Consider the following 21,128-nt stretch of genomic DNA (forward strand, 5'->3'; position numbering starts at 1 on the left):
TGCTGCGTCGTGCTGTGTGGTGCTGTCGTGCCCCGAAGCTACCGTCACCCTCCATAACGCGGGCGGAGGACCGCCAGGTTCCCTGGTGGAAAGAACAGGTTCCCTCGTGAAAAGAAGGTGACGCGGGTCGCTCACGGACGCGACCATGGGACACATGTCCGGGCCCTATCGCATCCGCGGCTCCGTCTCCCTCCCGGAGGCCGAGCTCATGTGGCGTTTCTCGCGGTCGTCGGGACCCGGCGGCCAGCATGTCAACACGAGCGACTCGCAGGTGGAGCTCCGCTTCGACGTCGCGTCGACGCGGGCGCTGCCCGAGGTGTGGAAACACCGTGCGCTGGAGCGGCTGGCGTCCCGGCTGAGCGGTGGCGTGATCACCGTACGGGCGTCGGAGCACCGCTCCCAGTGGCGCAACCGTGAGGCGGCGGCGGTCAGGCTCGCCGCGCTCCTCGCGGAGGCCACGGCGCCGCCGCCCCGTCCGCGGCGCCCGACGAAGATCCCGCGCGGCATCAACGAGCGCCGCCTGCGCGAGAAGAAGCAGCGCTCGGAGACGAAGCGCGGCCGCAGCGCACGCGATTGGTGACGCGGGCCGCGCGCCCCCGTCCCTCGCGCCCTGGCCCCCGTCGTTCCCGCCCCCGACCCCCGCCCCGGTCCTCCGGCCCCCGGGCCCTGTCCCTCCGGGTTCCCCGGTGGCGCCAGGCTCAGCCCAGATGCCGGTACCGCCCCCGGAAGTACGTCAGCGGGCCGCCGTCCGCGCTCGGAAGGCCGACGCTCAGGACGCGGCCGATCACGAGCGTGTGGTCGCCCGCCTCGATGCGTTGTTCCGTACGGCATTCCATGACCGCGAGCGCGCCGCCGACGAGCGGCGCACCGCACCGCTCGCCGCGGGTGTACGCGATGTCCTCGAAGAGGAGCCGGTCACTGATGCGGCCCTTCATCGCGAACCGGCCCGCGATGTGCCGCTGGCTCTCGGAGAGCACGGAGACCCCCCACATCGGCTGTTCGGCCAGCAGGTCGTCCATGCGTGAGCCGTTGCGCAGACTGACCAGGACGAGCGGCGGGTCGAGGGAGACCGACATGAACGCCGTCGCGGTCATGCCGACGTCGTCGCCGCGCGGGCCGTCCTCGCTCAGGGGCGGTTCGTGCGCCGTCACCAGCACCACTCCGGCGGCCAGCCGTGACATCGCGGCACGGAACTCGTCGTTGCTCACCCCCTCAGGATGGGGGATCGTCTCGGTACTCGGGGTGGGGGTCGTCTGCAGCACGACCGGAACGCTAATCTCGTCCCCGCTCCGCCACATCGGGCCGGGGGACCATCCAGGTCCTAGGACTCCGGACCGGCGGGACCTGTCCGAATTTGCGTTCAAGAAGCGGTGGAACGCCCCCGCGACCCCGATGACCCTCTTCATCATCTCTTGTGACTTGAGTCACAGAGCGCAGTATTTGTTGACCCTGTGTACCGGGTGGACAGCTCGCTGTGATTCAGTGGCGGAGACACTGCACCGACCCGGTGCACCGACAGAGCCGATGAGAAGCCTGGAGTCAGCTGTTCGAGGTCTCGGGGAGAGCGAGCAATGGAGACCGAGTCGGAGCCGTACGTCCGTCTTGCGACCCTGCGGCAGCTGCATCAGGTCGTGGCGGATCTCAACACGGCGCGCAGCCTGGCGGACACGCTGCAGACCGTGGCCAACGGCATCGTGGCCGGTCTCGGGTACGAGCTGGCCTGCGTCAATCTCGTACGCCCCGACGGGGACCTCGTCGTCGCCGCCTTCGCCGGGAACTCCGCGGCAGAAGCCCTGATCACCGGCCGGGTCGGTTCCCGTGCCTCCTGGGAGCGCCGCCTCGGCATGGGCGAGGCCTGGGGTGAGCTGCGGTTCATACCGCACACCGAGGGCTGGGTGCTGCTGGAGGACGACGTTCCGCAGTGGTACACGGAGGGACCCGAGCCACGCTTCGAGGACGAGTGGCACCCGCAGGACCGGCTTTACGCCCCCATGTACGCATCGGGCGGCGGACAGGAACTCCTCGGCGTCATCTCGGTCGACAAGCCGCGCAACGGCCGCCGGCCCGGCGCCTGGGGCCAGGAAGCGCTCCAGATGTACGCCTCGCAGTCCGCGATTGCGATCAGCAACGCCCGGCTGAGAGCAAACATGCAGCGCGCCCTCGTCCGTCTGGAGCGCGAACAGCAAGCCCTGCGCGCCAGTGAGGAGTCGTTTCGTCAGGCGTTCGAGTACGCCCCGAGCGGGATGGCCATCGCCGAGATGGGCGGCGACCAGCACGGCCGGCTGCTGCGCACCAACGACGCCCTGTGCCGGCTGCTCGGCCGGCCCGCGTCCGCGATGCGCCGCTACTCCTTCGCCGATCTCGTCCACCCCGAGGACATCGGCACCCTCCTCCGTACGTCCGCCGAGGGCGGCCGGGCGGAGCTGCGGCTGGGCCGCAGGGACGGCACGTACCTCTGGGTCTCGCTGCGCAACTCCGTCGTCGCGGACACCGCCGACGGCCCCCGGTTCCTGCTCACGCACGTCGAGGACATCGAGGAGCGCAAGCGCCACGAGCTGCACCTCGCCCACCGGGCCAGCCATGACTCGCTGACCGGCCTGCCCAACAACGCGGAGCTGCGCGCCCGGCTCAGCGCCCGGCTGTGCGAGCGCCCGCAGCCGGCCCGGCAGGGCGGCGGCACGGCCGTCGGAGCCCTCGCATACGAGCGGCCCTACGAGAACGGGAACGGCCCCGCGGAGAACGGCTACGGCGAGAGCGGTTACGGAGAGAACGGCTACGTGCCGGGATACAGCTCGGGATATGAGGACGGCGGCAGCGCCGACGAGCACCGCTTCCGTACCGAGGGCTTCGACTTCGACGCCACGGCGCCCGGCGGCCCCTACGACCACCATGTGCATGCCATCGCCCCGGCCATGGACGGCGACACCGACGACGGCACGAAGGGCCTCGCCGTCCTCTTCTGCGATCTGGACGGCTTCAAGTCGATCAACGACCGCTTCGGGCACAACACCGGCGACGCCGTCCTCATCGAAGTCGCGCGCCGGCTCACCACCGGCGTACGCGACGGGGATACCGTCGCGCGGCTCGGAGGTGACGAATTCGTCGTTCTCGCCGACGGCCTCGGTGCGGCGGACGCCGCCGACCTGGCCGTACGCCTGCGGAACGCGATCATCCCGCCGATCCGGGTGGACGGCCGGGCGGTCCGGGTCGGAGCGAGCTTCGGGATCGGCTGGGCGGTGTGCGGAATGTCGGTAGAAGAGGTACTTCAGTCCGCTGACCAGCGGATGTACATCGAGAAACGGTCCAGGGCGAAGGTCCACAGGCGGGCCGGATAGCCGTCGACCGGGAACCGGACGGGGGCCACGGGCCGTCCTTGGAGTTGCTCAAACGGGGTAGGCTCGGCCGGTCGGCGACGGCTGGCGAGCATGGATAGGAGTGACCAGGGATGACGGCCGGGAACAACGGCGCGAGCACGCCCGAGGACGACGATCCGTTCGGCTATCTGTACGCGGACGGGCAGCAGGCGGGTGCCACACCTCCCCGCCAGGGCGGCTACGGCTACCCCGGTCCCGCCGCGCAGCCCGGCGTGCCCAGAACGTCGTACAACCAGGTCAGGACGGTCGGCGAGCGCCAGTACGGGCATCCGCCGGCGCAGCCGCAGCAGCAGTACGGCCAGGTCCCGCACCAGCAGCAGTACGCGCAGCAGCCCAGCCCCCAGTACGCGGCGCCGGAGACGTACCCGGGCGGTGCTGCCACCACCCGCCAGGTCCCGCTGGGCCAGGGCGGGGGTGGCCGTGGCCGCGGGCCCAACACCAAGGGTCTGCTCATCGGGGCGATCGCCGTGGTCGCCGTCGTCGTCATCGGTATCAGCGCGGCCGTGCTGACCAGCGGCAACGACGACAAGAAGTCCCCGCAGGCCACGGACAGCAGTGCGCCCGCCGACGAGGTGAAGCCGAGCGACGACCCGTCCAAGGACGCCGAGGAGAAGCCGGCCGATCTGCCGAAGCAGGACGCTGCGACGCTCAAGCTCGGTCCGCCGGCGGCCCTGGCGCGCGACATCAAGGGCGCGAAGGGCGCGGACGGCGCGTATGTGATGTTCAACGGTGTGGGCGGCTCGGCCAGCTGGTCGGTGAACATTCCGGCCGACGGCGAGTACACGCTGTTCATCACCTACAGCGTGCCGGGCAAGGATGCGAAGACCTCGCTCACGATCAACGACGGACAGCCCCGCTCGATCAACATGTCGAACTTCGCGAGGGCCAAGAACGGCGAGTGGGAGAAGGGCTGGACCCACACATACGCCTACGTGAACCTCAAGAAGGGCGCGAACACGCTCAAGATCTCCTGCGAGCAGGGTGATCAGTGTGAGGCGCTCCTTGACCAGGTGTCCCTCAAGCAGGGACAGGTCAAGAGCTAGGGTCTGAGCCCTGGCCGCCGGAGACGGACACGTACGGGCCGTCGTCCCCGAGGGACGGCGGCCCGTCGTCGTCACGCCGCGGGTGCGTGCTCCGTCACCGTGATGCGCTGGAGCAGGTCCTCGTACGACGACCGGTCGAAGTCGCCGGCCGTCGGGGCCAGGACCGTCGCCGTCGCCAGTGCCACCGCGCGGGTGAGCCGGTCCGGCCAGGGGAGGGACTCGACCAGGCCGGAGAGGAGGCCCGCGACGGCCGAGTCGCCGGCGCCGGTCGGGTTGCCGAGGACCTTCGCGGGCGGGGCGGCCTGCCAGGTGCCGTCGGGCGTGGCGGCGAGGATGCCGTCCGCGCCGAGGGAGGAGACCACGGTGCGGGCGCCGCGGCGGCGGGCGTCGTGGGTCGCGCGAAGCGGCTCGCGGGAGCCGGTGAGCTGGGCGAGTTCGTCCGCGTTCGGCTTGACCAGGTCGGGGCGGGCCGCGATACCGCGGCGCAGCGGTTCGCCGCTGGTGTCCAGCAGCGCCGGGACGCCCGCGGCCCGCGCCCGGCGGATCAGGTCGGCGTAGGCGCCGACGTGGATCCCCGGCGGCAGGCTGCCGCACAGCGCGACGGCGTCGGCGTCGCCCAGCAGCGCGTCGTACCTGCTGAGGAACGCGGCCCATTCCTCGGGCGTGACGAGCGGGCCGGGCTCGTTGAACTGGGTGGTGTCCCCGCTCGCCGCGTCGACCACGGCGAGCGTACGGCGGGTGTCGCCGGCGACCGGGACGAGCGCGTCGCGCACCGGCAGCCCGGCCAGCAGTGAGCGCAGGACCCCGCCGGTCGCGCCGCCCGCGAAGCCGGTGACGACCGCCTCGTGCCCCAGCGCCGCCAGCACGCGTGCGACGTTCAGGCCCTTGCCGCCGGGGCGTTCGCGGGCCTCGGTGACCCGGTGGGAGGCGTGCGGGACGAGCGCGGGGACCCGGTAGGTGAGGTCGAGGGCGGCGTTCAGCGTGACCGTCAGGATCACCTCTGACACCCCCGGAGTATGCGCTTGCCTTCGTCGGACGGGTCCTGATCATGCCAAAAAGAAGGCGGTTGGCCCAGACCTCAGTCGGCCAACCGCCCGGCGCGGCCCTGGATGGCGGTGCGCGGCACCCCGCGCGTTCGCCCGCGCTGGCCCGCCCGCGTTCGCCCGCGCGCGTCGACGCGCGTCACGACGTGCTTACGGTTCGACCACCCATGCGCCCTTGCGCATCACTCCCTTGAGCCCGAACTCCCCGTCCAGCACCACCAGATCGGCGTCCTTGCCCGGCTCCAGCGAGCCGACCTTGTCGTACACGCCGAGCAACCGGGCCGGGTTGGCCGAGATCGCCTGGACGACGTCCTGCACGGGCAGCCGGTCGATCGTCGCGGCGCGCCGGAACGCGGTGTCCAGCGTGAGCGTCGACCCGGCGATCGAACCGCCCTCCGCCAGCCGCGCGACGCCGTCCTTGACCTCGACCTCCAGCGGGCCGAGGTGGTAGACGCCGTCGCCGAAGCCCGCCGCGTCCATCGCGTCCGTGATGAAGGCGACCCGGGCCGGGCCCGCCCGGTGGAACGCCAGCTCCAGTGCCGCCGGGTGCAGATGCGTGCCGTCGTTGATCAGCTCGACGGTGACCCGCTCGTCCTCCAGCAGCGCGGCGATCGGGCCCGGGGCGCGGTGGCCGAGCGCCGGCATCGCGTTGAAGAGGTGCGTGGCGACGGTGGCGCCCGCGTCGATGGCCTCGACGGTCTGCTCGTACGTGGCGTCGGTGTGCCCGATCGCCGCGATCACGCCGTGCTCGGCGAGCAGTCGTACGGACTCGATGCCGCCGGGCAGTTCGGTGGCGAGGGTGACCATCTTCGCCGCGCCGCGGGAGGCATCGATCAGCTTGCGCACCTCGGACGGGTCCGGGTCGCGCAGCAACTGCTCGCTGTGCGCGCCCTTGCGGCAGGGGGAGATGAACGGCCCCTCGAAGTGGATCCCCGCCAGGTCGCCCTGCTCGACGAGCTCGGAGAGGAACCCGGCCCGGTGGGTGAGGAAGTCCATGTCGCCGGTGACCGTGGAGGCGACCAGGGTGGTGGTGCCGTGCTCGTGGTGCGTACGGACGCCCGTGAGCACGTCCTCCGCGGTGCCGGAGGTGAAGGAGGCGCCGCCGCCGCCGTGGTTGTGCATGTCCACGAACCCGGGGACGACCCAGTGCCCGGTGAGGTCGACTGCGGGGGCGTCAGTGGGGGCGTGCCCGGCGATCCGGGTCCCCTCGACGATCACCCGTCCGTTCTCGAGGATGCCGGTGGGCAGCACCACCCGGGCGCCCGTGAGAACCATGCGGTCGGCCATCAGGCGGTTACCTCCGTGTCGAGCAGGTCCCAGGCGAGGAGACCCGCGCCCAGGCATCCGGCGGTGTCCCCGAGGGCCGCCGGGACGATCGCGGGCAGCTTCTGGAAGGTCACGCGTGCTTCCACCGCGGCCCTCAGTGGTGTGAACAAGGTTTCCCCCGCCTCGGCGAGCCCGCCACCGATGATCAGCGTGCGCGGGTCCAGCAGGGTGAGCGCGGTGACCAGCCCGTCCGCGAGCGCGTCGACGGCGCCCTGCCAGACGTCCACGGCGGCCGCGTCACCCGACGCGACGGCCTTGGCGCAGTCCGCCGCGTCCGCCTCGGGGTCACCGCTCGCCGCCGCCCAGGCCCGGGACACGGCCGAGGCCGAGGCGAGCGTCTCCAGGCAGCCGCGCTGTCCGCAGCCGCACTCCGGGCCGCCGGGCCGGACGACGACGTGGCCGATCTCGCCCGCGCAGCCGTGCGCGCCGGCCTCGATGGTGCCGCCGATGCCGATGGCCCCGGCGATCCCGGTGCCGAGCGGTACGAACAGGAACCGGTCGGCGCCGCGGCCCGCACCGATGCGGCCCTCGGCGAGGCCGCCGGCGCGGACGTCGTGGCCGAGGGCGACGGGCACGCCGCCGAGCCGTTCGCCGAGCAGGGCGCGCAGGGGCACATCGCGCCAGCCGAGGTTCGCGGCGTACACCGCGATCCCGTTCCCGGCGTCGACGATGCCCGGTACGGCGACCCCGGCGGCCGCGGCGCTCTCCCCGTACCGCTCCTCGCCGTACGCGCGCAGCTCGGCGGCGAAGCCGAGGATCGTCTCGACGACGGCCTGCGGCCCGCGCCCCCTTCCGGTCGCGCGGCGTGCCTCGTGGAGCAGTGCCCCGTCCGCCCCGACCAGGGCGGCCTTCATCCCGGTGCCGCCCACATCGAGGGCGATGACGTGTCTCACGCGTACAGTCTCGCGCGTGGACCCATGAAAGGTCTAGTCCACTACTCGGATTGTTGCGCCCGCATACAAAGCCGCGTGACCGGTCGTGTTTTCCAATCTCCGGCCATGTGGTGTAGACCTCTACCTTTAACGGAGCCAGCAGAACAAGGGTGGGGACAGAGCGTGCAGCGGCGCTTCTTCGGTCTGATCGCGGCAGGAGTCGCATTCGGCATGACAGCGGTCCTGGCGGGGTGCGGGACCTCCGGCACGTCGGGCGAGGTCACCCTCAAGCTCGTGGCCGCCGACTACGGCAACAGCGCGGCCAACTCCTCCCAGAAGTACTGGGACGACCTCGCCCGCGAGTTCGAGTCGGAGAACCCCGGGATCAAGGTCGACGTCGACGTCCACTCATGGAAGGACGTCGACCGGAAGGTCGCCGAGATGGTGGCCGACGGCCACGCGCCGGACGTCGCCCAGATCGGCGCGTACGCCGACTACGCGGACCAGGGCAAGCTGTACCGCGCGGACGAGCTGGTCTCCATCCCCACGCAGGCGAACTTCCTGCCCCTGCTCAGCGCGGCCGGCCAGGCCGGCCGGGTCCAGTACGGGCTGCCGTTCGCGGCCAGCACCCGCCTGCTGTTCTTCAACGAGAAGCTCTTCGCGGACGCGGGCGTCAAGGCGCCCGGCAGCTGGGACGAGCTCCGCGGCGCGGCGGAGAAGCTGAAGGCGCGCGGGGTGAAGTACCCCTTCGCACTGCCGCTCGGCTCCGAGGAGTCCCAGGCCGAGGCGATGATCTGGATGCTGAGCGGGGGTGGCGGCTACCGGAACAACAACGGCGGCGCGTACGCGATCGACTCCCAGGACAACATCAAGACCTTCACCTGGCTGAAGGACAACCTTGTCACCCCGAAGCTGACCGGGCCGGTCCCGCCGGGGAAGCTGGACCGCGCGCAGGCCTTCGAGGCGTTCACGCGCGGTGAGGTCGGCATGCTCAACGGCCACCCGACGCTCATGCAGCAGGCCGAGGCGAAGGGCGTGAAGGTCGGCATGGTGCCGATGCCCGGCAAGGAGGGCAAGTCCAGGGCCTCGATGGGCGTGGCCGACTGGATGATGGCCTTCAAGCAGAACGGTCACCGCAAGGAGATCGGCCGCTTCCTCGACTTCGCGTACAGCGACAAGAACGTGCTGGAGTTCTCGGACCGCTACGACATCCTGCCGGTCACGGTCAGCGCGAGCGAGGAGATGGCGGCGGACGACAGGCACCAGGACCTGCGGCCGTTCCTGGAGGCGCTGCCGTCCTCGGAGCTGTATCCGTCCGGTGAGATGTCGTGGGCGAAGGTCAGCGCCAGCGTGAAGCAGAACATCGGCAAGGCCGTCGAGCGCGGCGGCGAGCCGTCGGCGGTGCTGGGCAGGATCGCGAACGACGCGGCCCAGGCCGAGGCGGACGAGTAGCCGCCAGGGCCGTCGCACTGTCCGGACGGCCCATTATGTTGCTGATATGACCGACGACCTCTCCGGCCGGGACCCCTCCGGCCCGGACCTCTCCGACCGGGACCGCGCCGTCCTCGCCGTCGAGCGCGCCTCCTGGCCCGGGCCGGGCGCGAAGGAGCGGGCGATACGGGAAGACCTGGGCATCTCCCCGACCCGCTACTACCAGCTCCTGAACGCCCTCCTGGACGACCCGCGCGCGCTGGCCCACGACCCGGTGACGGTCAACCGCCTGCGCCGCGTCCGTGACGGGCAGCGCGAAAGGCGATGACGCGCAGCGCGAAAGGCGATGGCGCGCGCCGTAGCTGAGCGGGGAGCGCGTCGATAGGGTCGGGGCATGGGCAGCTACTCGGACGCACTGCCGGAGCCGACCACACCCGCCGGGCGCGACGGGCTCGCCGCGATTCTCGGACGACCGCAGGACAGCGTGGTCGCGCTGGACTTCGACGGGACACTGGCCGAGATCGTGCCGGACCCGGAGCAGGCCAGGGCGCACCCGGGTGCCGTGCCGGCGCTGGCCGCACTCGCGCCGTGCGTCCGGTCCGTCGCCGTGGTGACCGGACGGCCGGCGGGGGTCGCCGTGCGGTACGGAGGTTTCGCCGGGGTCGACGAGCTGGAGCATCTCGTGGTGCTCGGGCATTACGGGGCCGAGCGGTGGGACGCCGTCAGCGGCACCGTCCACGCCTCCGCCCCGCACCCGGGCGTCGCGGCCGTACGGGCCGAGCTGCCGGGGTTCCTCGATGAGATCGGGGCCTGGCAGGGCACCTGGATCGAGGAGAAAGGGCGCGCGGTCGCCGTGCACACGCGGCGCGCGGCCGACCCGCAGGCCGCGTTCGAGGCGCTGCGCGGGCCGATCACCGAGCTGGCCGCCCGCAACGGGCTGATCGTGGAGCCGGGCCGGCTGGTCCTGGAACTGCGCCCGCCCGGCACCGACAAGGGCATCGCGCTCGCCGACTACGTACGCGAGACGAACGCCGGAGCCGTCCTCTACGCGGGCGACGACCTCGGCGACCTCGCCGCCTTCGCCACCGTGGAGAAGCTCCGCTCGGACGGGGTGCCCGGTCTGCTCGTGTGCAGCGGCAGCACGGAGGTGCCGGAGCTGGCCGAGCGCGCCGATCTGCTGCTGTCAGGACCCGGCGAAGTCGTCGGCTTCCTCGCCGCCCTCGCCGAGCGCCTGCAGCGCGTGTAGCTGGTCGAGGAACCACTGCTGCGGCGGCAGCGCGGTCGCCGCGGCGGCCAGCCGCTTGGTGCGCTCGGCCCGTTCGCCGTCCGGCATCGTCAGCGCCTGGTGCAGCGCGGCGGCCGTGCCCGTGACGTCGAACGGGTTCACGGCGATCGCCTCCTCGTGCAGCTCCTCGTACGCCCCGGCCTCCCGCGACAGCACCAGCGCGCACCCCGCGTCCGAGACGACCGGGATCTCCTTGGCGACCAGGTTCATCCCGTCCCGGATCGGGTTGACGAGGGCGACGTCCGCGATCCGGTACGCGGCCAGCGAGCGCGCGAAGTCGTCCTTGACGTGCAGGACGACCGGCGTCCAGCCGGACGTGCCGTACTGGGCGTTGATCTCCTCGGCGACCCGGGAGACCTCCGCCGTGTAGTCGCGGTAGACGGCGAGGTCCTGACGCGACGGATACGCGAACGCGACGTGCACCACCCGCTCACACCACTCCGGGTGTTCGTCGAGCAGCGTCCGGTAGGCCAGCAGCCCGCGCACGATGTTCTTGGACAGCTCGGTCCGGTCCACCCGGACGATCGTCTTCCGTCCCGGGCCGATCTGCTCGCGCAGGGCGGCCATCCGTTCCGTGACGTCCGGCTCGTGCGAGCGGCGCCGCAGGAACTCGGCGTCCGCGCCCAGCCCGTGCACCCCGATCCACGTCCGTCCGCGGGCGGGCCCCGGGCCGCGGACCGTGACACTGGGCGCCTGGTCCTTCGGCCAGGACGGCACCACGTCGTACGGGCCCAGCACCGAAGGGCAGGTCCGCATGAACGTCTGCGCCCACCGGGAGGTCAGGAACCCCAGCCGGTCCGCGCCCAGCATTCCCAGGAGCAGCTCCTCCGCGATGTCGTCCGGCAGCATCCGGAAGTACTCCGGCGGTGCCCACGGCGTATGCGAGAAGTGCCCGATCCGCAGGTCGGGGCGGTGCTCGCGGAGCATCCCCGGCGTGAGCGCCAGGTGGTAGTCCTGGATCAGCACGACAGCCCCGGGCGCCGCCTCCGCCGCCAGCACCTCCGCGAAGGCGCGGTTGTACGTGCGGTACGCGACCCACTGCCGCCGGAACTCCGTGTCGAAGACCGGCTCCAGCGGGGTCTGGTACAGCATGTGGTTCACGAACCACAGCACCGAGTTCGCGATGCCGTTGTACGCGTCCGCGTGGATGTCCGGGTCGATGTCGAGCATCCGGACGCCCGGCTCGCCCACGCCGCGTCGCACCGCCTCGCGGTCGCCGTCGCCGAGCGCCGCGCACACCCACAGGGCGCCCGCGTCGGGGCCGATCGCCGACAGGCCGGAGACCAGCCCGCCGCCGCCGCGCCGGGCGTCGAGCGTGCCGTCCTCGCGGAAGGCGTACGAGACGGGGCCGCGGTTGGAGGCGACGAGTACGTGGGCGGCGTGCTCGGAGACGGAGTGCTCGGAGACCATGTCGCGAACCTAGCCCGTCACGTATCCGCTCAAACGTGCGGCCGGACTCCGTCGGCGGAGTCCGGCCACACGGTCACTCGTTCAGTTGCCTCGGCCGCGGGTCGCGGCGAGTGCGATGGCTCCTGCCGCGGCGAGCGCCAGCGCGACTCCGCCGAGCAGCCACAGCCGCTCGCTGTTGTGGCCGGTTTCCGCCATTTCGCCGCGGCTGCCGGCGGCGCCGTTGTCAGAGGCGTCAGAGGTGCCAGGAGCGTCAGAGGTGCCAGAGGCGTCAGGGGCCGCCGGTGCTCCGGAAGCCTGCCGACCGGCCCCCGGCTCGTCCTGCTGCCGCAGGCCCGGGGCTGAGCCGCGCCGGTCCGGGGCGGCGGCGCCCATGGCCTTCTCCCGCCCGTCGCCCTGTCCCTGCTCGTCTCCTTGGTCCTGCGCCTCGCCCTGTTCCTCCTCCTGGCCCGGGCCGGCCAGTGGCGCCGGCCTCGGCGCCCCGCTGACCACGGGTGCCACCGCGCACTTCGTGTCGGTGCTGCCCTCGTCGCAGTTGGACCGCGGCGAGTCCGCCGTGACGCTGCTGCCGAGCCTGCCGTCCCCGCCCACCTCGGCGTCGACGGTGACCGAGTACGTCACGGTCGCCGTCTTCCCGGCCGGGATGTCGCCGGTGAACGAGAGCTCGGGCTCCTCGTAGGCGACCTTCCCGAGGGTCGCCCTGCCGTCGCCGTCGTAGGAGGCGTCGTCGAGGGCGCCGGTGAGATCGTCGGTGAACCTGGCGTTCCGGTAATTGCGCTTGCCGGTGTTCTTCGCGGTGACGGTGAACGTCACGGTGTCCCCGGGACCGGCCGTCTTCGCCGACGCCGTCTTCGTGATCGCCAGCTCGGGCACCGGCACGGACAGGGCGAGGGCCGACGGCACATACGCGTCGTCGTCCGTTGCGAAGGCGAGCGTGGTGGACGTGGCGCCGGGCGCGATCGCGCCCTCCGGGACGTCGAACTCCTTCGCGTCGATGCTCAGGTTGTTGCGCAGGTGCGGGGCCACGGCGCCGTCGGCGGTGCCCGCGAAGAAGTTGCCGTTGCTCCCGGTGTCCTTCTCGGTCACGTACCGGCCGCCGACACGGAAGCGGTCGCCCGTGGTGCCCCAGTCGCCGCCGTACGCCGTGACGGACGCGCGGACCTGGCCACCGGACCGGTAGAAGCCTTTCACCGGGACGGTGGTGGCGGGCGAGGCGGAGCGCTGCAGGGCGTGGCCGCCGTAGACGTAGACGTTGCGCCGCTCCGGGGCGTGCTCCTCGTTCGGGGCGTCGTACGCGTGGACGACGGTGAGCGACCAGCCCGCGGCACAGCCCCGGCCGGCCGGGGCCCAGATGCCGCCGACCGCGACCGGCAGCGGGTCACTCGATCCGGTGATGCCGGCGAAGGCGTCGGTGACGTCGGCCTCGCCGCTGTAGTAGTGCGCTCCACGGATCGAGTCCGGGTCCCTGACCAGGTGCTCGGCGTCGACCTCGACCGCATGGGCATCGTTGACGCCGATCGAGGGCGTGGAGTCGAGCGGGTCGCCGGGCGACAGGGCGGCGTCGGCGCCCGAGCCCTCGCAGCGCGCCAGTGTGGCACCCCCCGCGGTGCGGTACGTACCGTCGTTGCCGCCCCAGAACAGCCGCGCGTACACGACGCGCGCACCCGGCGGGATGCGGACCTGGCCGGTGCTCGAACCGTGGTCGGGCGACATCCCGGCGGTGTTGAGCCGCCGCAGGTCGAAGCTGCTGTTGCCGTCCTCGTTCTGCCCGGCGGCGGCGAGCGCGCACCGGGCGGCCATGTCGCCGGGTGCCTCCGGACAGCCGAGCACGGTGTTGCCGATGGTGGTGAAGTCGCCGTACAGCGAGGCTTCGTAGCGCTTCTCGAAGGAGGAACCGCTGTCGGTGACGGCCCGGCCGGGGGAGAGCGGAGCGGTCGGCCCGGCCATTCCGGTCGAGACGGTGGTGACGGCCGCGATGACCGTCAGGGCCCCGACGAAACGGGGCAACCTGGAGTTCTGGCGCCAAGCGCCCATGAGTCTCGTACAGCCCATAAATGCGAAATTTAGACAATACGACCGACTGTGCCGGCTACGCCGCGCCCGTGTTACGCCGCCCGGCCCGCTTCGCATACTCCGCGTACTCGGGGATTTCCATCATCGGCGGCCGCTCCTCGGTGTCCACCGGATGGGTCCGCGGTACGAACCCGTCCTCGCCGCGCTCGAACTGGGTCAGCGCCGGACGCACCAGGTGGCCCCGGGACAGCCGCAGTTGGGCCGTACGGTAGATCGCCGCCGCCATCCGGCCCAGCGCCTGGCTGTCCTGGTGCCGGTGCAGCCGTACGCCCACGTCCACCTGCGCCAGCGCGTCCAGGCCCACCGTGTGCAGCGCGTCCACCAGCAGCCCGAGCTCCACCCCGTACCCCACCGGGAACGGCAGCCGCTCCAGCAGCGAGCGCCGCGCCGCGTACTCACCGCCGAGCGGCTGGACGAACCCGGCCAGCTGTGGCCAGTGCAGATTGAGCAGCGGACGCGCCACCAGCTCCGTCACCCGGCCGCCCTGCCCGGTCCTGCCGGAGGCGAGCGCGTCGGCATCGGTGGTCCCGAGCGGCCGCTCGTACATCGCCTTCACGAACTGCACGTCCGGCTCGGTCAGCAGCGGGCCGACGATCCCGGAGACGAAGTCCGCGGAGAACTCCCTCAGGTCCGCGTCCACGAAGCAGACGATGTCGCCGCCGGTCACCAGCAGCGAGCGCCACAGCACCTCGCCCTTGCCGGGCAGCGCCGGTATGCGCGGGAGTATCGCGTCCCGGTGCACCACGCGCGCCCCGGCCGCCGCGGCCACCTCGGCGGTACGGTCCGTCGACCCCGAGTCGACGACCACCAGCTCGTCCACGAGCGGGACCGCCTCCGACATCAGCTCGCGCCGGATCACGGCGACGATCTCCCCGACCGTCGGCTCCTCGTTCAGAGCAGGGAGCACCACGCTGACCGTGATGCTCTTCTTGGCGGCCAGCAGCTGGTCCAAGGGGCGGTCCGCCACCGACCAGGACCGCCGGGCCAGCCAGCGCTCCACCTCTTCCAGCACTTGATCTCCATCTCGCGGATCGGACGACCATCTCAAGCGTCCGGGGGTTCGGTTACAGTCTTGAACAACGCGAACGGCCGTCGCATGTCGGGGGTCCTCTCGCGAACAATCGAATACCGCTCATCCAGAGGGGCAGAGGGACACGGCCCGTTGAAGCCCCGGCAACCCTCCAGCCGGTTCTCGTCGCACGTCATACGACACTCGCGCGAGGCCCCGGCTAGGGAAGGTGCCAATTCCGTCTCGTGGCGAGATGCGCCGCGAGGAAGATGAGGAGAAAGGGCCTCGCCTCCATGGCTGTGCAGACCGTTGCCACCACCACCCACTCTGTTGATCTCGGCCCCGCCTCCGGGCTCTCCTGCCGCGAATGCGGCGAGCGGTTCGCGCTCGGCCCGATCTTCGCCTGCGAGATCTGTTTCGGGCCGCTCGAAGTCGCGTACGACCTGCCGAGCGGCGACCCGGAAGCCCTGCGCAAGCGGATCGAGAACGGTCCCGAGAACATCTGGCGCTATGCGCCGCTGCTCCCCGTCCCCGCCGACGTGGCGAGCAAGCCGAACCTGAACCCGGGCTGGACCAAGCTCGTCAAGGCCGACAACCTCGCCCGCGAGCTGGGCGTCGACACCGGCAAGCTCTTCGTCAAGGACGACTCCGGCAACCCGACCCACTCCTTCAAGGACCGGGTCGTCGCCCAGGCCCTGGAGGCCGCCCGCGCCTTCGGCTTCACCACGCTCTCCTGCTCCTCCACCGGCAACCTGGCGGGTGCGGTCGGCGCCGCCGCGGCCCGGGCCGGCTTCCGCTCCTGCGTGTTCATCCCGCACGACCTGGAGCAGGGCAAGGTCATCATGGCCGCGGTCTACGGCGGGGAGCTCGTCGGTATCGAGGGCAACTACGACGACGTCAACCGCTTCTGCTCCGAGCTCATCGGCGACCCGGCGGGCGAGGGCTGGGGCTTCGTCAACGTCAATCTGCGTCCGTACTACGGCGAGGGGTCGAAGACGCTCGCGTACGAGATCTGCGAGCAGCTCGGCTGGCGGATCCCCGACCAGATCGTCATCCCCATCGCCTCCGGCTCCCAGCTCACCAAGATCGACAAGGGCCTGCAGGAGCTGATCAAGCTGGGCCTCGTCGAGGACAAGCCCTACAAGATCTTCGGCGCCCAGGCCGAGGGCTGCTCCCCGGTGTCCGTGGCCTTCAAGGCCGGCCACGACGTGGTCAAGCCGCAGAAGCCCGACACCATCGCGAAGTCCCTGGCGATCGGCAACCCGGCCGACGGCCCGTACGTCCTGGACATCTGCCGGCGCACCGGCGGAGCCGTCGAGGACGTCACCGACGAGCAGATCGTGGACGCGATCAAGCTGCTGGCCCGCACGGAGGGCATCTTCACGGAGACCGCCGGCGGCACGACGCTCGGCGTGGCGAAGAAGCTGATCGAGGCAGGCGTCATCGACCCGTCCCTCACCACGGTCGTCGTCAACACGGGTGACGGCCTGAAGACCCTCGACGCGGTGGCCCCCACGACGGGTATGTCCGCTGTCATCCGCCCCAACCTGGACTCTTTCCGAGAGGCTGGCCTCGCATGAGCGTCAACGTCCGCATCCCCACCATCCTCCGCACCTACACCGGTGGCCAGGCCGAGGTCCCGGCGGAGGGCGCGACCCTCGCCGAAGTCATCGCCGACCTGGAGAAGAACCACGCGGGCATCGCGGCGCGGGTCCTGGACGACCAGGGCAAGCTGCGCCGTTTCGTGAACGTGTACGTCAACGACGACGACGTCCGCTTCGAGCAGGGCCTGGAGACGGCCACGCCGGACGGCGCGGGCGTCTCGATCATCCCGGCCGTCGCCGGAGGCTGACCAACCAGCACAGTGCCGGAGGCTGACCAACCAGCACAGTGCCGGAGGCTGACCATCCAGCACAGTGCCGGAGGCTGACCGTCCGGAAGTCTCCCGGAGGCTGACCGTCGGGCGCGGTGCCGGAGCCGTGATCGCCACGCAGTGTTAACAGAATTGCCCCCTCCGCAAGCTAAGCGGAGGGGGCAATTCTGCATGGTTGAGCGCGGTAGAGTTGGGAAGTCCCCTCCACTGCTTGTGCCAGACGCATATGAGAATGCGCCCGCGCGCGACAAGAAGCAGCCAAAGTGTTCGACTTCGATGCGGCATATGCGTGCTTTGGTGGGCCCGACTTGCCCGGGAAACCAGTGAATTCATGGGGATCGTCCTTTCGGCCCTGCCCAGAATTCTCGTCCGATTGACCTGTTGCAGACGGCAGTTGGACAGATACATTCAGCCGCGGTCGACGCGTTCCGGCGCACGCTCACACCTGTCAGTGGGCGAGGTCTGACCCGGGTCCGCGAAGTGCGGTCCTGTGCAAGGGCCAGTAATAGGGGAGTTAGGCATGGCTCAGGGCACCGTCAAGTGGTTCAACGCGGAGAAGGGGTACGGCTTCATCGCGGTCGACGGTGGTGCGGATGTTTTCGTCCACTACAGCGCGATCCAGATGGACGGTTACCGCACCCTGGAGGAGGGCCAGCGGGTCGAGTTCGAGATCTCGCAGGGTCAGAAGGGGCCGCAGGCGGACATGGTCCGTTTGGCCGGCTGAAGCGCCGACCGACTGCAGCAACGTGACGGAGGGCCCGTACCCATGACTGGGTACGGGCCCTCCGGCGTGTCGGGGTCCGTGTGCCTGTCACCCTCCGCGATCCGCGAGAGCCGCTTGCACTCGACGGGGGCGAGTGCTAATCATTGGCGTTAGCACTCTACGAGTGAGAGTGACAACTATGGACCGGGTCGGTGAGGTCCGCAGGCCAGGTGGGGCAAGGAACCACAAGGCATGCAGGCCGTCCGTCGCGGGCGCCGAGCGCGGTCCGGAGAAATCCACCCCAGTCCGGGAGGACCACTTCACATGGCCAAGATCATCGCGTTCGACGAGGAGGCACGGCGCGGTCTCGAGCGCGGGATGAACCAGCTCGCCGACGCCGTCAAGGTCACCCTTGGCCCCAAGGGCCGGAACGTCGTCCTCGAGAAGAAGTGGGGCGCCCCCACGATCACCAACGATGGTGTTTCCATCGCCAAGGAGATCGAGCTCGAGGACCCGTACGAGAAGATCGGCGCCGAGCTGGTCAAGGAAGTCGCCAAGAAGACGGACGACGTCGCCGGTGACGGTACGACCACCGCGACCGTTCTCGCCCAGGCGCTCGTCCGCGAGGGCCTGCGCAACGTGGCGGCCGGCGCCAACCCCATGGCTCTGAAGCGCGGCATCGAGAAGGCCGTCGAGGCCGTCTCCGGCGCCCTGCTCGAGCAGGCCAAGGACGTGGAGACGAAGGAGCAGATCGCCTCCACCGCCTCCATCTCCGCCGCCGACACCCAGATCGGCGAGCTCATCGCCGAGGCGATGGACAAGGTCGGCAAGGAAGGCGTCATCACCGTCGAGGAGTCCCAGACCTTCGGTCTGGAGCTGGAGCTCACCGAGGGTATGCGCTTCGACAAGGGCTACATCTCGGCGTACTTCGCCACCGACATGGAGCGTATGGAGGCGTCCCTGGACGACCCGTACATCCTGATCGTCAACTCCAAGATCTCCTCGGTGAAGGACCTGCTCCCGCTGCTGGAGAAGGTCATGCAGTCGGGCAAGCCGCTGCTGATCATCGCCGAGGACGTCGAGGGCGAGGCCCTGTCGACCCTGGTCGTCAACAAGATCCGTGGCACCTTCAAGTCCGTTGCCGTCAAGGCCCCGGGCTTCGGTGACCGCCGCAAGGCCATGCTCGGCGACATCGCCATCCTCACCGGTGGCACGGTCATCTCCGAGGAGGTCGGCCTCAAGCTGGAGAACGCCGGCCTGGACCTGCTGGGCCGCGCCCGCAAGGTCGTCATCACCAAGGACGAGACCACCATCGTCGACGGTGCCGGTGACAGCGACCAGGTCGCCGGCCGGGTCAACCAGATCCGCGCCGAGATCGAGAACAGCGACTCGGACTACGACCGCGAGAAGCTCCAGGAGCGCCTCGCGAAGCTGGCCGGCGGCGTGGCCGTCATCAAGGCCGGCGCCGCGACCGAGGTCGAGCTCAAGGAGCGCAAGCACCGCATCGAGGACGCCGTTCGCAACGCGAAGGCGGCCGTCGAGGAGGGCATCGTCGCCGGTGGTGGCGTGGCCCTGCTGCAGGCCTCCTCGGTCTTCGAGAAGCTCGAGCTCGACCTGACGGGCGACGAGGCCACGGGTGCCGCGATCGTGAAGCTGGCCCTGGAGGCCCCGCTGAAGCAGATCGCGATCAACGCCGGCCTCGAGGGCGGCGTCGTGGCGGAGAAGGTCCGCAACCTGCCGACCGGTCACGGCCTCAACGCCGCGACCAACGAGTACGTCGACCTGATCGCCGAAGGCATCATCGACCCGGCGAAGGTGACGCGCTCCGCGCTGCAGAACGCGGCCTCCATCGCCGCGCTGTTCCTCACCACCGAGGCCGTCATCGCCGACAAGCCGGAGAAGGCCGCCGCGGCCGCTCCGGGCGGCATGCCGGGCGGTGACATGGACTTCTGATCGACCTCTGGTTGATCAACCGTCCTGAGACCGAGGGCGGCACCCCCACTCCCAGGGGGGTGCCGCCCTCGGGCGTTTGCCCCGAGCCTCTCCCCTAGGAGCGGACGGCCATCCGTACCGATTGCGGCGCACACGCCTGCAGCGGCAGCGAGAACCACGTGGTCTTTCCGTCGTCCGTGGGGCGCACGCCCCAGCTGCTGGCCAGGGTGTCGACGAGGATCAGTCCACGGCCCGACTCGTCGTCGTCGGCGGCCAGCCGCGGCTGGGGCGGATGGTGGCTGTGGTCGCTCACCTCGACGGTGAGCTCGGCGTTGGTGCGCCGCATACGCAGGCGAACCGGTCCCTGCCCGTGCTGAATGGCGTTCGTGACCACCTCGGACACCAGCAGCTGTGCGTCGTCGGCGAGTTGGGCGCAGTCCCAGGAGATGAGGGACTTGCCGACGAACGACCGCGCCTCCGACACCGAGGCCGGGGTCGCCGCCAGATCCGTCGCAGCCATGGCCAGCGGCGCGGCGGGGAGCTGCGCAAGAAGCAGCGTCACATCGTCGTGATGATGATCGGTCGTGGGAAGGACGGACTCCAGTACGCGGTCCACGGCCGACTCCAGGTCCGGCGCGGCGGCGGACTCCTCCGGTACTGCGACGAAGGCGGCGTCGAGCGCCGCCATGAGCGCGTCGAGTTGCTCCTCGATGTCGCCTTGCGGGGTCTCTATGAGCCCGTCGGTGAAGAGGAGGAGAGTGGATCCGGGCGCCACGGCCAGGGTGGTCTGCTGGTGCAGATGGTCCCCGACACCCAGCGGCACGCTCACCGGCGCATCGAGGGGCCGCGCCTTCTCGCCCGGTGAGGCGACCAGGGCCGGCAGATGCCCGGCGGAGCACACCGTCACCTCGCCCGCGTCCGGGGCCACGATCAGATAGCAGCAGGTCACCAGCTGGTCGGGGCCGTCGAGTTCGGCGACGATCGCATCGAGCGACTGCATCAGCTGGCGCGGCTGCATGCCGGTCATGGCGAGGGCGTGGGCCGCGGAGCGCAGCTGCCCCATGATGGCGGCAGCCTCCAGACCGCGTCCCATGACGTCTCCGATGAGGATGCCGACCCGCCCGGCGCCCAGCGGTACGAGGTCGAACCAGTCACCCCCGACCCCCGCGCCCTGGGTGGCGGGCAGATAGCGGCTGGCCGTGTTCAGCCCGGGAACGGCCGGTGGGGTGCCCATGAGACTGCGCTGAAGGGTGAGGGCGACATGCCGCTGCTGCTCGTACAGGGCGGTGAGCTGGGCCTCGGCGGCTTTGCGTTCGCTGACGTCGCGTACGGCGGCGGAGACGAGGAGTCCGTCGGTGGTTTCGAGGGGGCTGAGGCTGATCTCGACGGGGAATTCGGTGCCGTTCTTGCGCAGGCCGTGGAGTTCGAGTCCGGCTCCCATGGGGCGGACCTGGCGGTTCTGGGTGTAGCCGTTGCGGTGGTGGGCGTGGTGTTCGCGGAAGCGTCCGGGTACGAGGATCTCGACGGGGCGGCCGAGGAGTTCTTCGCGGCGGTAGCCGAAGAGGGCTTCGGCCTGGGCGTTGACGAGGCGGATGGTGCCGGCGTCGTCGACGATCACCATGGCGTCGGGTGCGGCCTCCAGCAGTCCCCGGAACCGCTCTTCGGCGGCTTTGCGTTCGCTGACGTCGCGTACGGCGGCGGAGACGAGGAGTCCGTCGGTGGTTTCGAGGGGGCTGAGGCTGATCTCGACGGGGAAT

General features: G+C 70.9%; 18 protein-coding genes and 1 riboswitch. Of the genes, 10 read left to right on the forward strand and 8 right to left on the reverse strand.

The window, feature by feature from the left end; translation table 11 throughout:
• The first annotated feature begins 145 nt into the window (after positions 1-145).
• Positions 146-580, forward strand: coding sequence for an alternative ribosome rescue aminoacyl-tRNA hydrolase ArfB (gene arfB / locus AC0699_RS17705; protein ID WP_478660904.1), 435 nt, complete (start codon positions 146-148; stop codon positions 578-580).
• 118 nt (positions 581-698) lie between these two features.
• Here the strand turns inward: arfB and AC0699_RS17710 are convergent, their stop codons facing one another.
• Positions 699-1,262, reverse strand: coding sequence for a flavin reductase family protein (locus tag AC0699_RS17710; RefSeq protein WP_478660906.1), 564 nt, complete (start codon positions 1,260-1,262; stop codon positions 699-701).
• A 309-nt stretch (positions 1,263-1,571) separates the two neighbouring features.
• Here AC0699_RS17710 and cdgB point away from each other — a divergent pair, with 309 nt between their 5' ends.
• Both cdgB and AC0699_RS17720 read left to right on the forward strand, forming a co-directional pair.
• A complete protein-coding gene (gene cdgB / locus AC0699_RS17715; protein ID WP_478660908.1) occupies positions 1,572-3,335 on the forward strand; it encodes a diguanylate cyclase CdgB in 1,764 nt (587 codons plus the stop codon).
• 110 nt (positions 3,336-3,445) lie between these two features.
• Entirely contained in the window at positions 3,446-4,417 is a 972-nt protein-coding gene (locus AC0699_RS17720) for a carbohydrate-binding protein (protein ID WP_478660911.1), read from the forward strand.
• A 71-nt stretch (positions 4,418-4,488) separates the two neighbouring features.
• Here AC0699_RS17720 and AC0699_RS17725 read toward each other — a convergent pair whose 3' ends face one another.
• The 3 genes from AC0699_RS17725 to AC0699_RS17735 form a co-directional block, all read right to left on the reverse strand.
• Entirely contained in the window at positions 4,489-5,415 is a 927-nt protein-coding gene (locus tag AC0699_RS17725) for a 1-phosphofructokinase family hexose kinase (protein ID WP_478661084.1), read from the reverse strand.
• A gap of 195 nt (positions 5,416-5,610) precedes the next feature.
• Positions 5,611-6,747, reverse strand: coding sequence for an N-acetylglucosamine-6-phosphate deacetylase (gene nagA / locus AC0699_RS17730; protein ID WP_478660913.1), 1,137 nt, complete (start codon positions 6,745-6,747; stop codon positions 5,611-5,613).
• A complete protein-coding gene (locus tag AC0699_RS17735) occupies positions 6,747-7,640 on the reverse strand; it encodes an ROK family protein (protein ID WP_478661087.1) in 894 nt (297 codons plus the stop codon). Before AC0699_RS17735 ends, nagA begins: the two co-directional genes overlap by 1 nt.
• 249 nt (positions 7,641-7,889) lie before the next feature.
• Between AC0699_RS17735 and AC0699_RS17740 the strand changes: the two genes are divergently transcribed.
• The 3 genes from AC0699_RS17740 to otsB all read left to right on the forward strand — a co-directional run bounded on the left by AC0699_RS17740 (position 7,890) and on the right by otsB (position 10,335).
• Entirely contained in the window at positions 7,890-9,110 is a 1,221-nt protein-coding gene (locus tag AC0699_RS17740; protein ID WP_478660915.1) for an extracellular solute-binding protein, read from the forward strand.
• 46 nt (positions 9,111-9,156) lie between these two features.
• A complete protein-coding gene (locus tag AC0699_RS17745) occupies positions 9,157-9,417 on the forward strand; it encodes a DUF3263 domain-containing protein (RefSeq protein WP_469766922.1) in 261 nt (86 codons plus the stop codon).
• A gap of 66 nt (positions 9,418-9,483) precedes the next feature.
• Positions 9,484-10,335: a trehalose-phosphatase gene (gene otsB / locus AC0699_RS17750; RefSeq protein ID WP_478660917.1), complete on the forward strand. Its 852-nt coding sequence runs from the start codon at positions 9,484-9,486 to the stop codon at positions 10,333-10,335.
• Here otsB and AC0699_RS17755 read toward each other — a convergent pair.
• The 3 genes from AC0699_RS17755 to AC0699_RS17765 all read right to left on the reverse strand — a co-directional run bounded on the left by AC0699_RS17755 (position 10,273) and on the right by AC0699_RS17765 (position 14,866).
• Positions 10,273-11,784, reverse strand: coding sequence for an alpha,alpha-trehalose-phosphate synthase (UDP-forming) (locus AC0699_RS17755; RefSeq protein ID WP_478660919.1), 1,512 nt, complete (start codon positions 11,782-11,784; stop codon positions 10,273-10,275). The two genes, otsB and AC0699_RS17755, sit on opposite strands and share 63 nt — an antisense overlap.
• 81 nt (positions 11,785-11,865) lie before the next feature.
• Positions 11,866-13,788 (reverse strand): DUF7927 domain-containing protein, encoded by a 1,923-nt coding sequence (locus tag AC0699_RS17760; protein ID WP_478660921.1) that lies wholly within the window; start codon positions 13,786-13,788, stop codon positions 11,866-11,868.
• A gap of 82 nt (positions 13,789-13,870) precedes the next feature.
• Positions 13,871-14,866 carry a glucosyl-3-phosphoglycerate synthase gene (locus AC0699_RS17765; RefSeq protein ID WP_478660924.1) on the reverse strand — a complete coding sequence of 332 codons (996 nt, stop codon included), beginning with the start codon at positions 14,864-14,866 and terminating at the stop codon, positions 13,871-13,873.
• Positions 14,867-14,983: 117 nt separating this feature from the next.
• Positions 14,984-15,139: riboswitch (SAM riboswitch) on the forward strand.
• A gap of 17 nt (positions 15,140-15,156) precedes the next feature.
• Here AC0699_RS17765 and thrC point away from each other — a divergent pair.
• From thrC to groL, 4 genes are all read left to right on the forward strand, one after another.
• Complete coding sequence (thrC, locus tag AC0699_RS17770; protein ID WP_478660927.1) at positions 15,157-16,443, forward strand: threonine synthase; 1,287 nt, start codon at positions 15,157-15,159, stop codon at positions 16,441-16,443.
• Entirely contained in the window at positions 16,440-16,715 is a 276-nt protein-coding gene (locus tag AC0699_RS17775) for a MoaD/ThiS family protein (protein WP_469766928.1), read from the forward strand. Before thrC ends, AC0699_RS17775 begins: the two co-directional genes overlap by 4 nt.
• A 541-nt stretch (positions 16,716-17,256) precedes the next feature.
• Positions 17,257-17,460 carry a cold-shock protein gene (locus tag AC0699_RS17780; RefSeq protein WP_009339379.1) on the forward strand — a complete coding sequence of 68 codons (204 nt, stop codon included), beginning with the start codon at positions 17,257-17,259 and terminating at the stop codon, positions 17,458-17,460.
• Between the two features lie 303 nt (positions 17,461-17,763).
• Complete coding sequence (groL, locus tag AC0699_RS17785; RefSeq protein ID WP_453660468.1) at positions 17,764-19,392, forward strand: chaperonin GroEL; 1,629 nt, start codon at positions 17,764-17,766, stop codon at positions 19,390-19,392.
• A gap of 94 nt (positions 19,393-19,486) precedes the next feature.
• Here the strand turns inward: groL and AC0699_RS17790 are convergent.
• Positions 19,487-21,128, reverse strand: a 1,642-nt coding sequence (locus tag AC0699_RS17790; protein ID WP_478660933.1) for an ATP-binding SpoIIE family protein phosphatase, incomplete at its 5' end; no start/stop codon positions are given.

Source organism: Streptomyces sp. NPDC043870, assembly GCF_056435785.1.

Coding starts and splice junctions, on each gene's coding strand:
- arfB (WP_478660904.1), top strand. CDS start 146: ATGGGACACATGTCCGGGCCCTATCGCATCCGCGGCTCCGTCTCCCTC.
- cdgB (WP_478660908.1), top strand. CDS start 1,572: ATGGAGACCGAGTCGGAGCCGTACGTCCGTCTTGCGACCCTGCGGCAG.
- AC0699_RS17720 (WP_478660911.1), top strand. CDS start 3,446: ATGACGGCCGGGAACAACGGCGCGAGCACGCCCGAGGACGACGATCCG.
- nagA (WP_478660913.1), bottom strand. CDS start 6,747: ATGGCCGACCGCATGGTTCTCACGGGCGCCCGGGTGGTGCTGCCCACC.
- AC0699_RS17735 (WP_478661087.1), bottom strand. CDS start 7,640: ATGAAGGCCGCCCTGGTCGGGGCGGACGGGGCACTGCTCCACGAGGCA.
- AC0699_RS17740 (WP_478660915.1), top strand. CDS start 7,890: ATGACAGCGGTCCTGGCGGGGTGCGGGACCTCCGGCACGTCGGGCGAG.
- AC0699_RS17745 (WP_469766922.1), top strand. CDS start 9,157: ATGACCGACGACCTCTCCGGCCGGGACCCCTCCGGCCCGGACCTCTCC.
- otsB (WP_478660917.1), top strand. CDS start 9,484: ATGGGCAGCTACTCGGACGCACTGCCGGAGCCGACCACACCCGCCGGG.
- AC0699_RS17755 (WP_478660919.1), bottom strand. CDS start 11,784: ATGGTCTCCGAGCACTCCGTCTCCGAGCACGCCGCCCACGTACTCGTC.
- thrC (WP_478660927.1), top strand. CDS start 15,157: ATGGCTGTGCAGACCGTTGCCACCACCACCCACTCTGTTGATCTCGGC.
- AC0699_RS17775 (WP_469766928.1), top strand. CDS start 16,440: ATGAGCGTCAACGTCCGCATCCCCACCATCCTCCGCACCTACACCGGT.
- AC0699_RS17780 (WP_009339379.1), top strand. CDS start 17,257: ATGGCTCAGGGCACCGTCAAGTGGTTCAACGCGGAGAAGGGGTACGGC.
- groL (WP_453660468.1), top strand. CDS start 17,764: ATGGCCAAGATCATCGCGTTCGACGAGGAGGCACGGCGCGGTCTCGAG.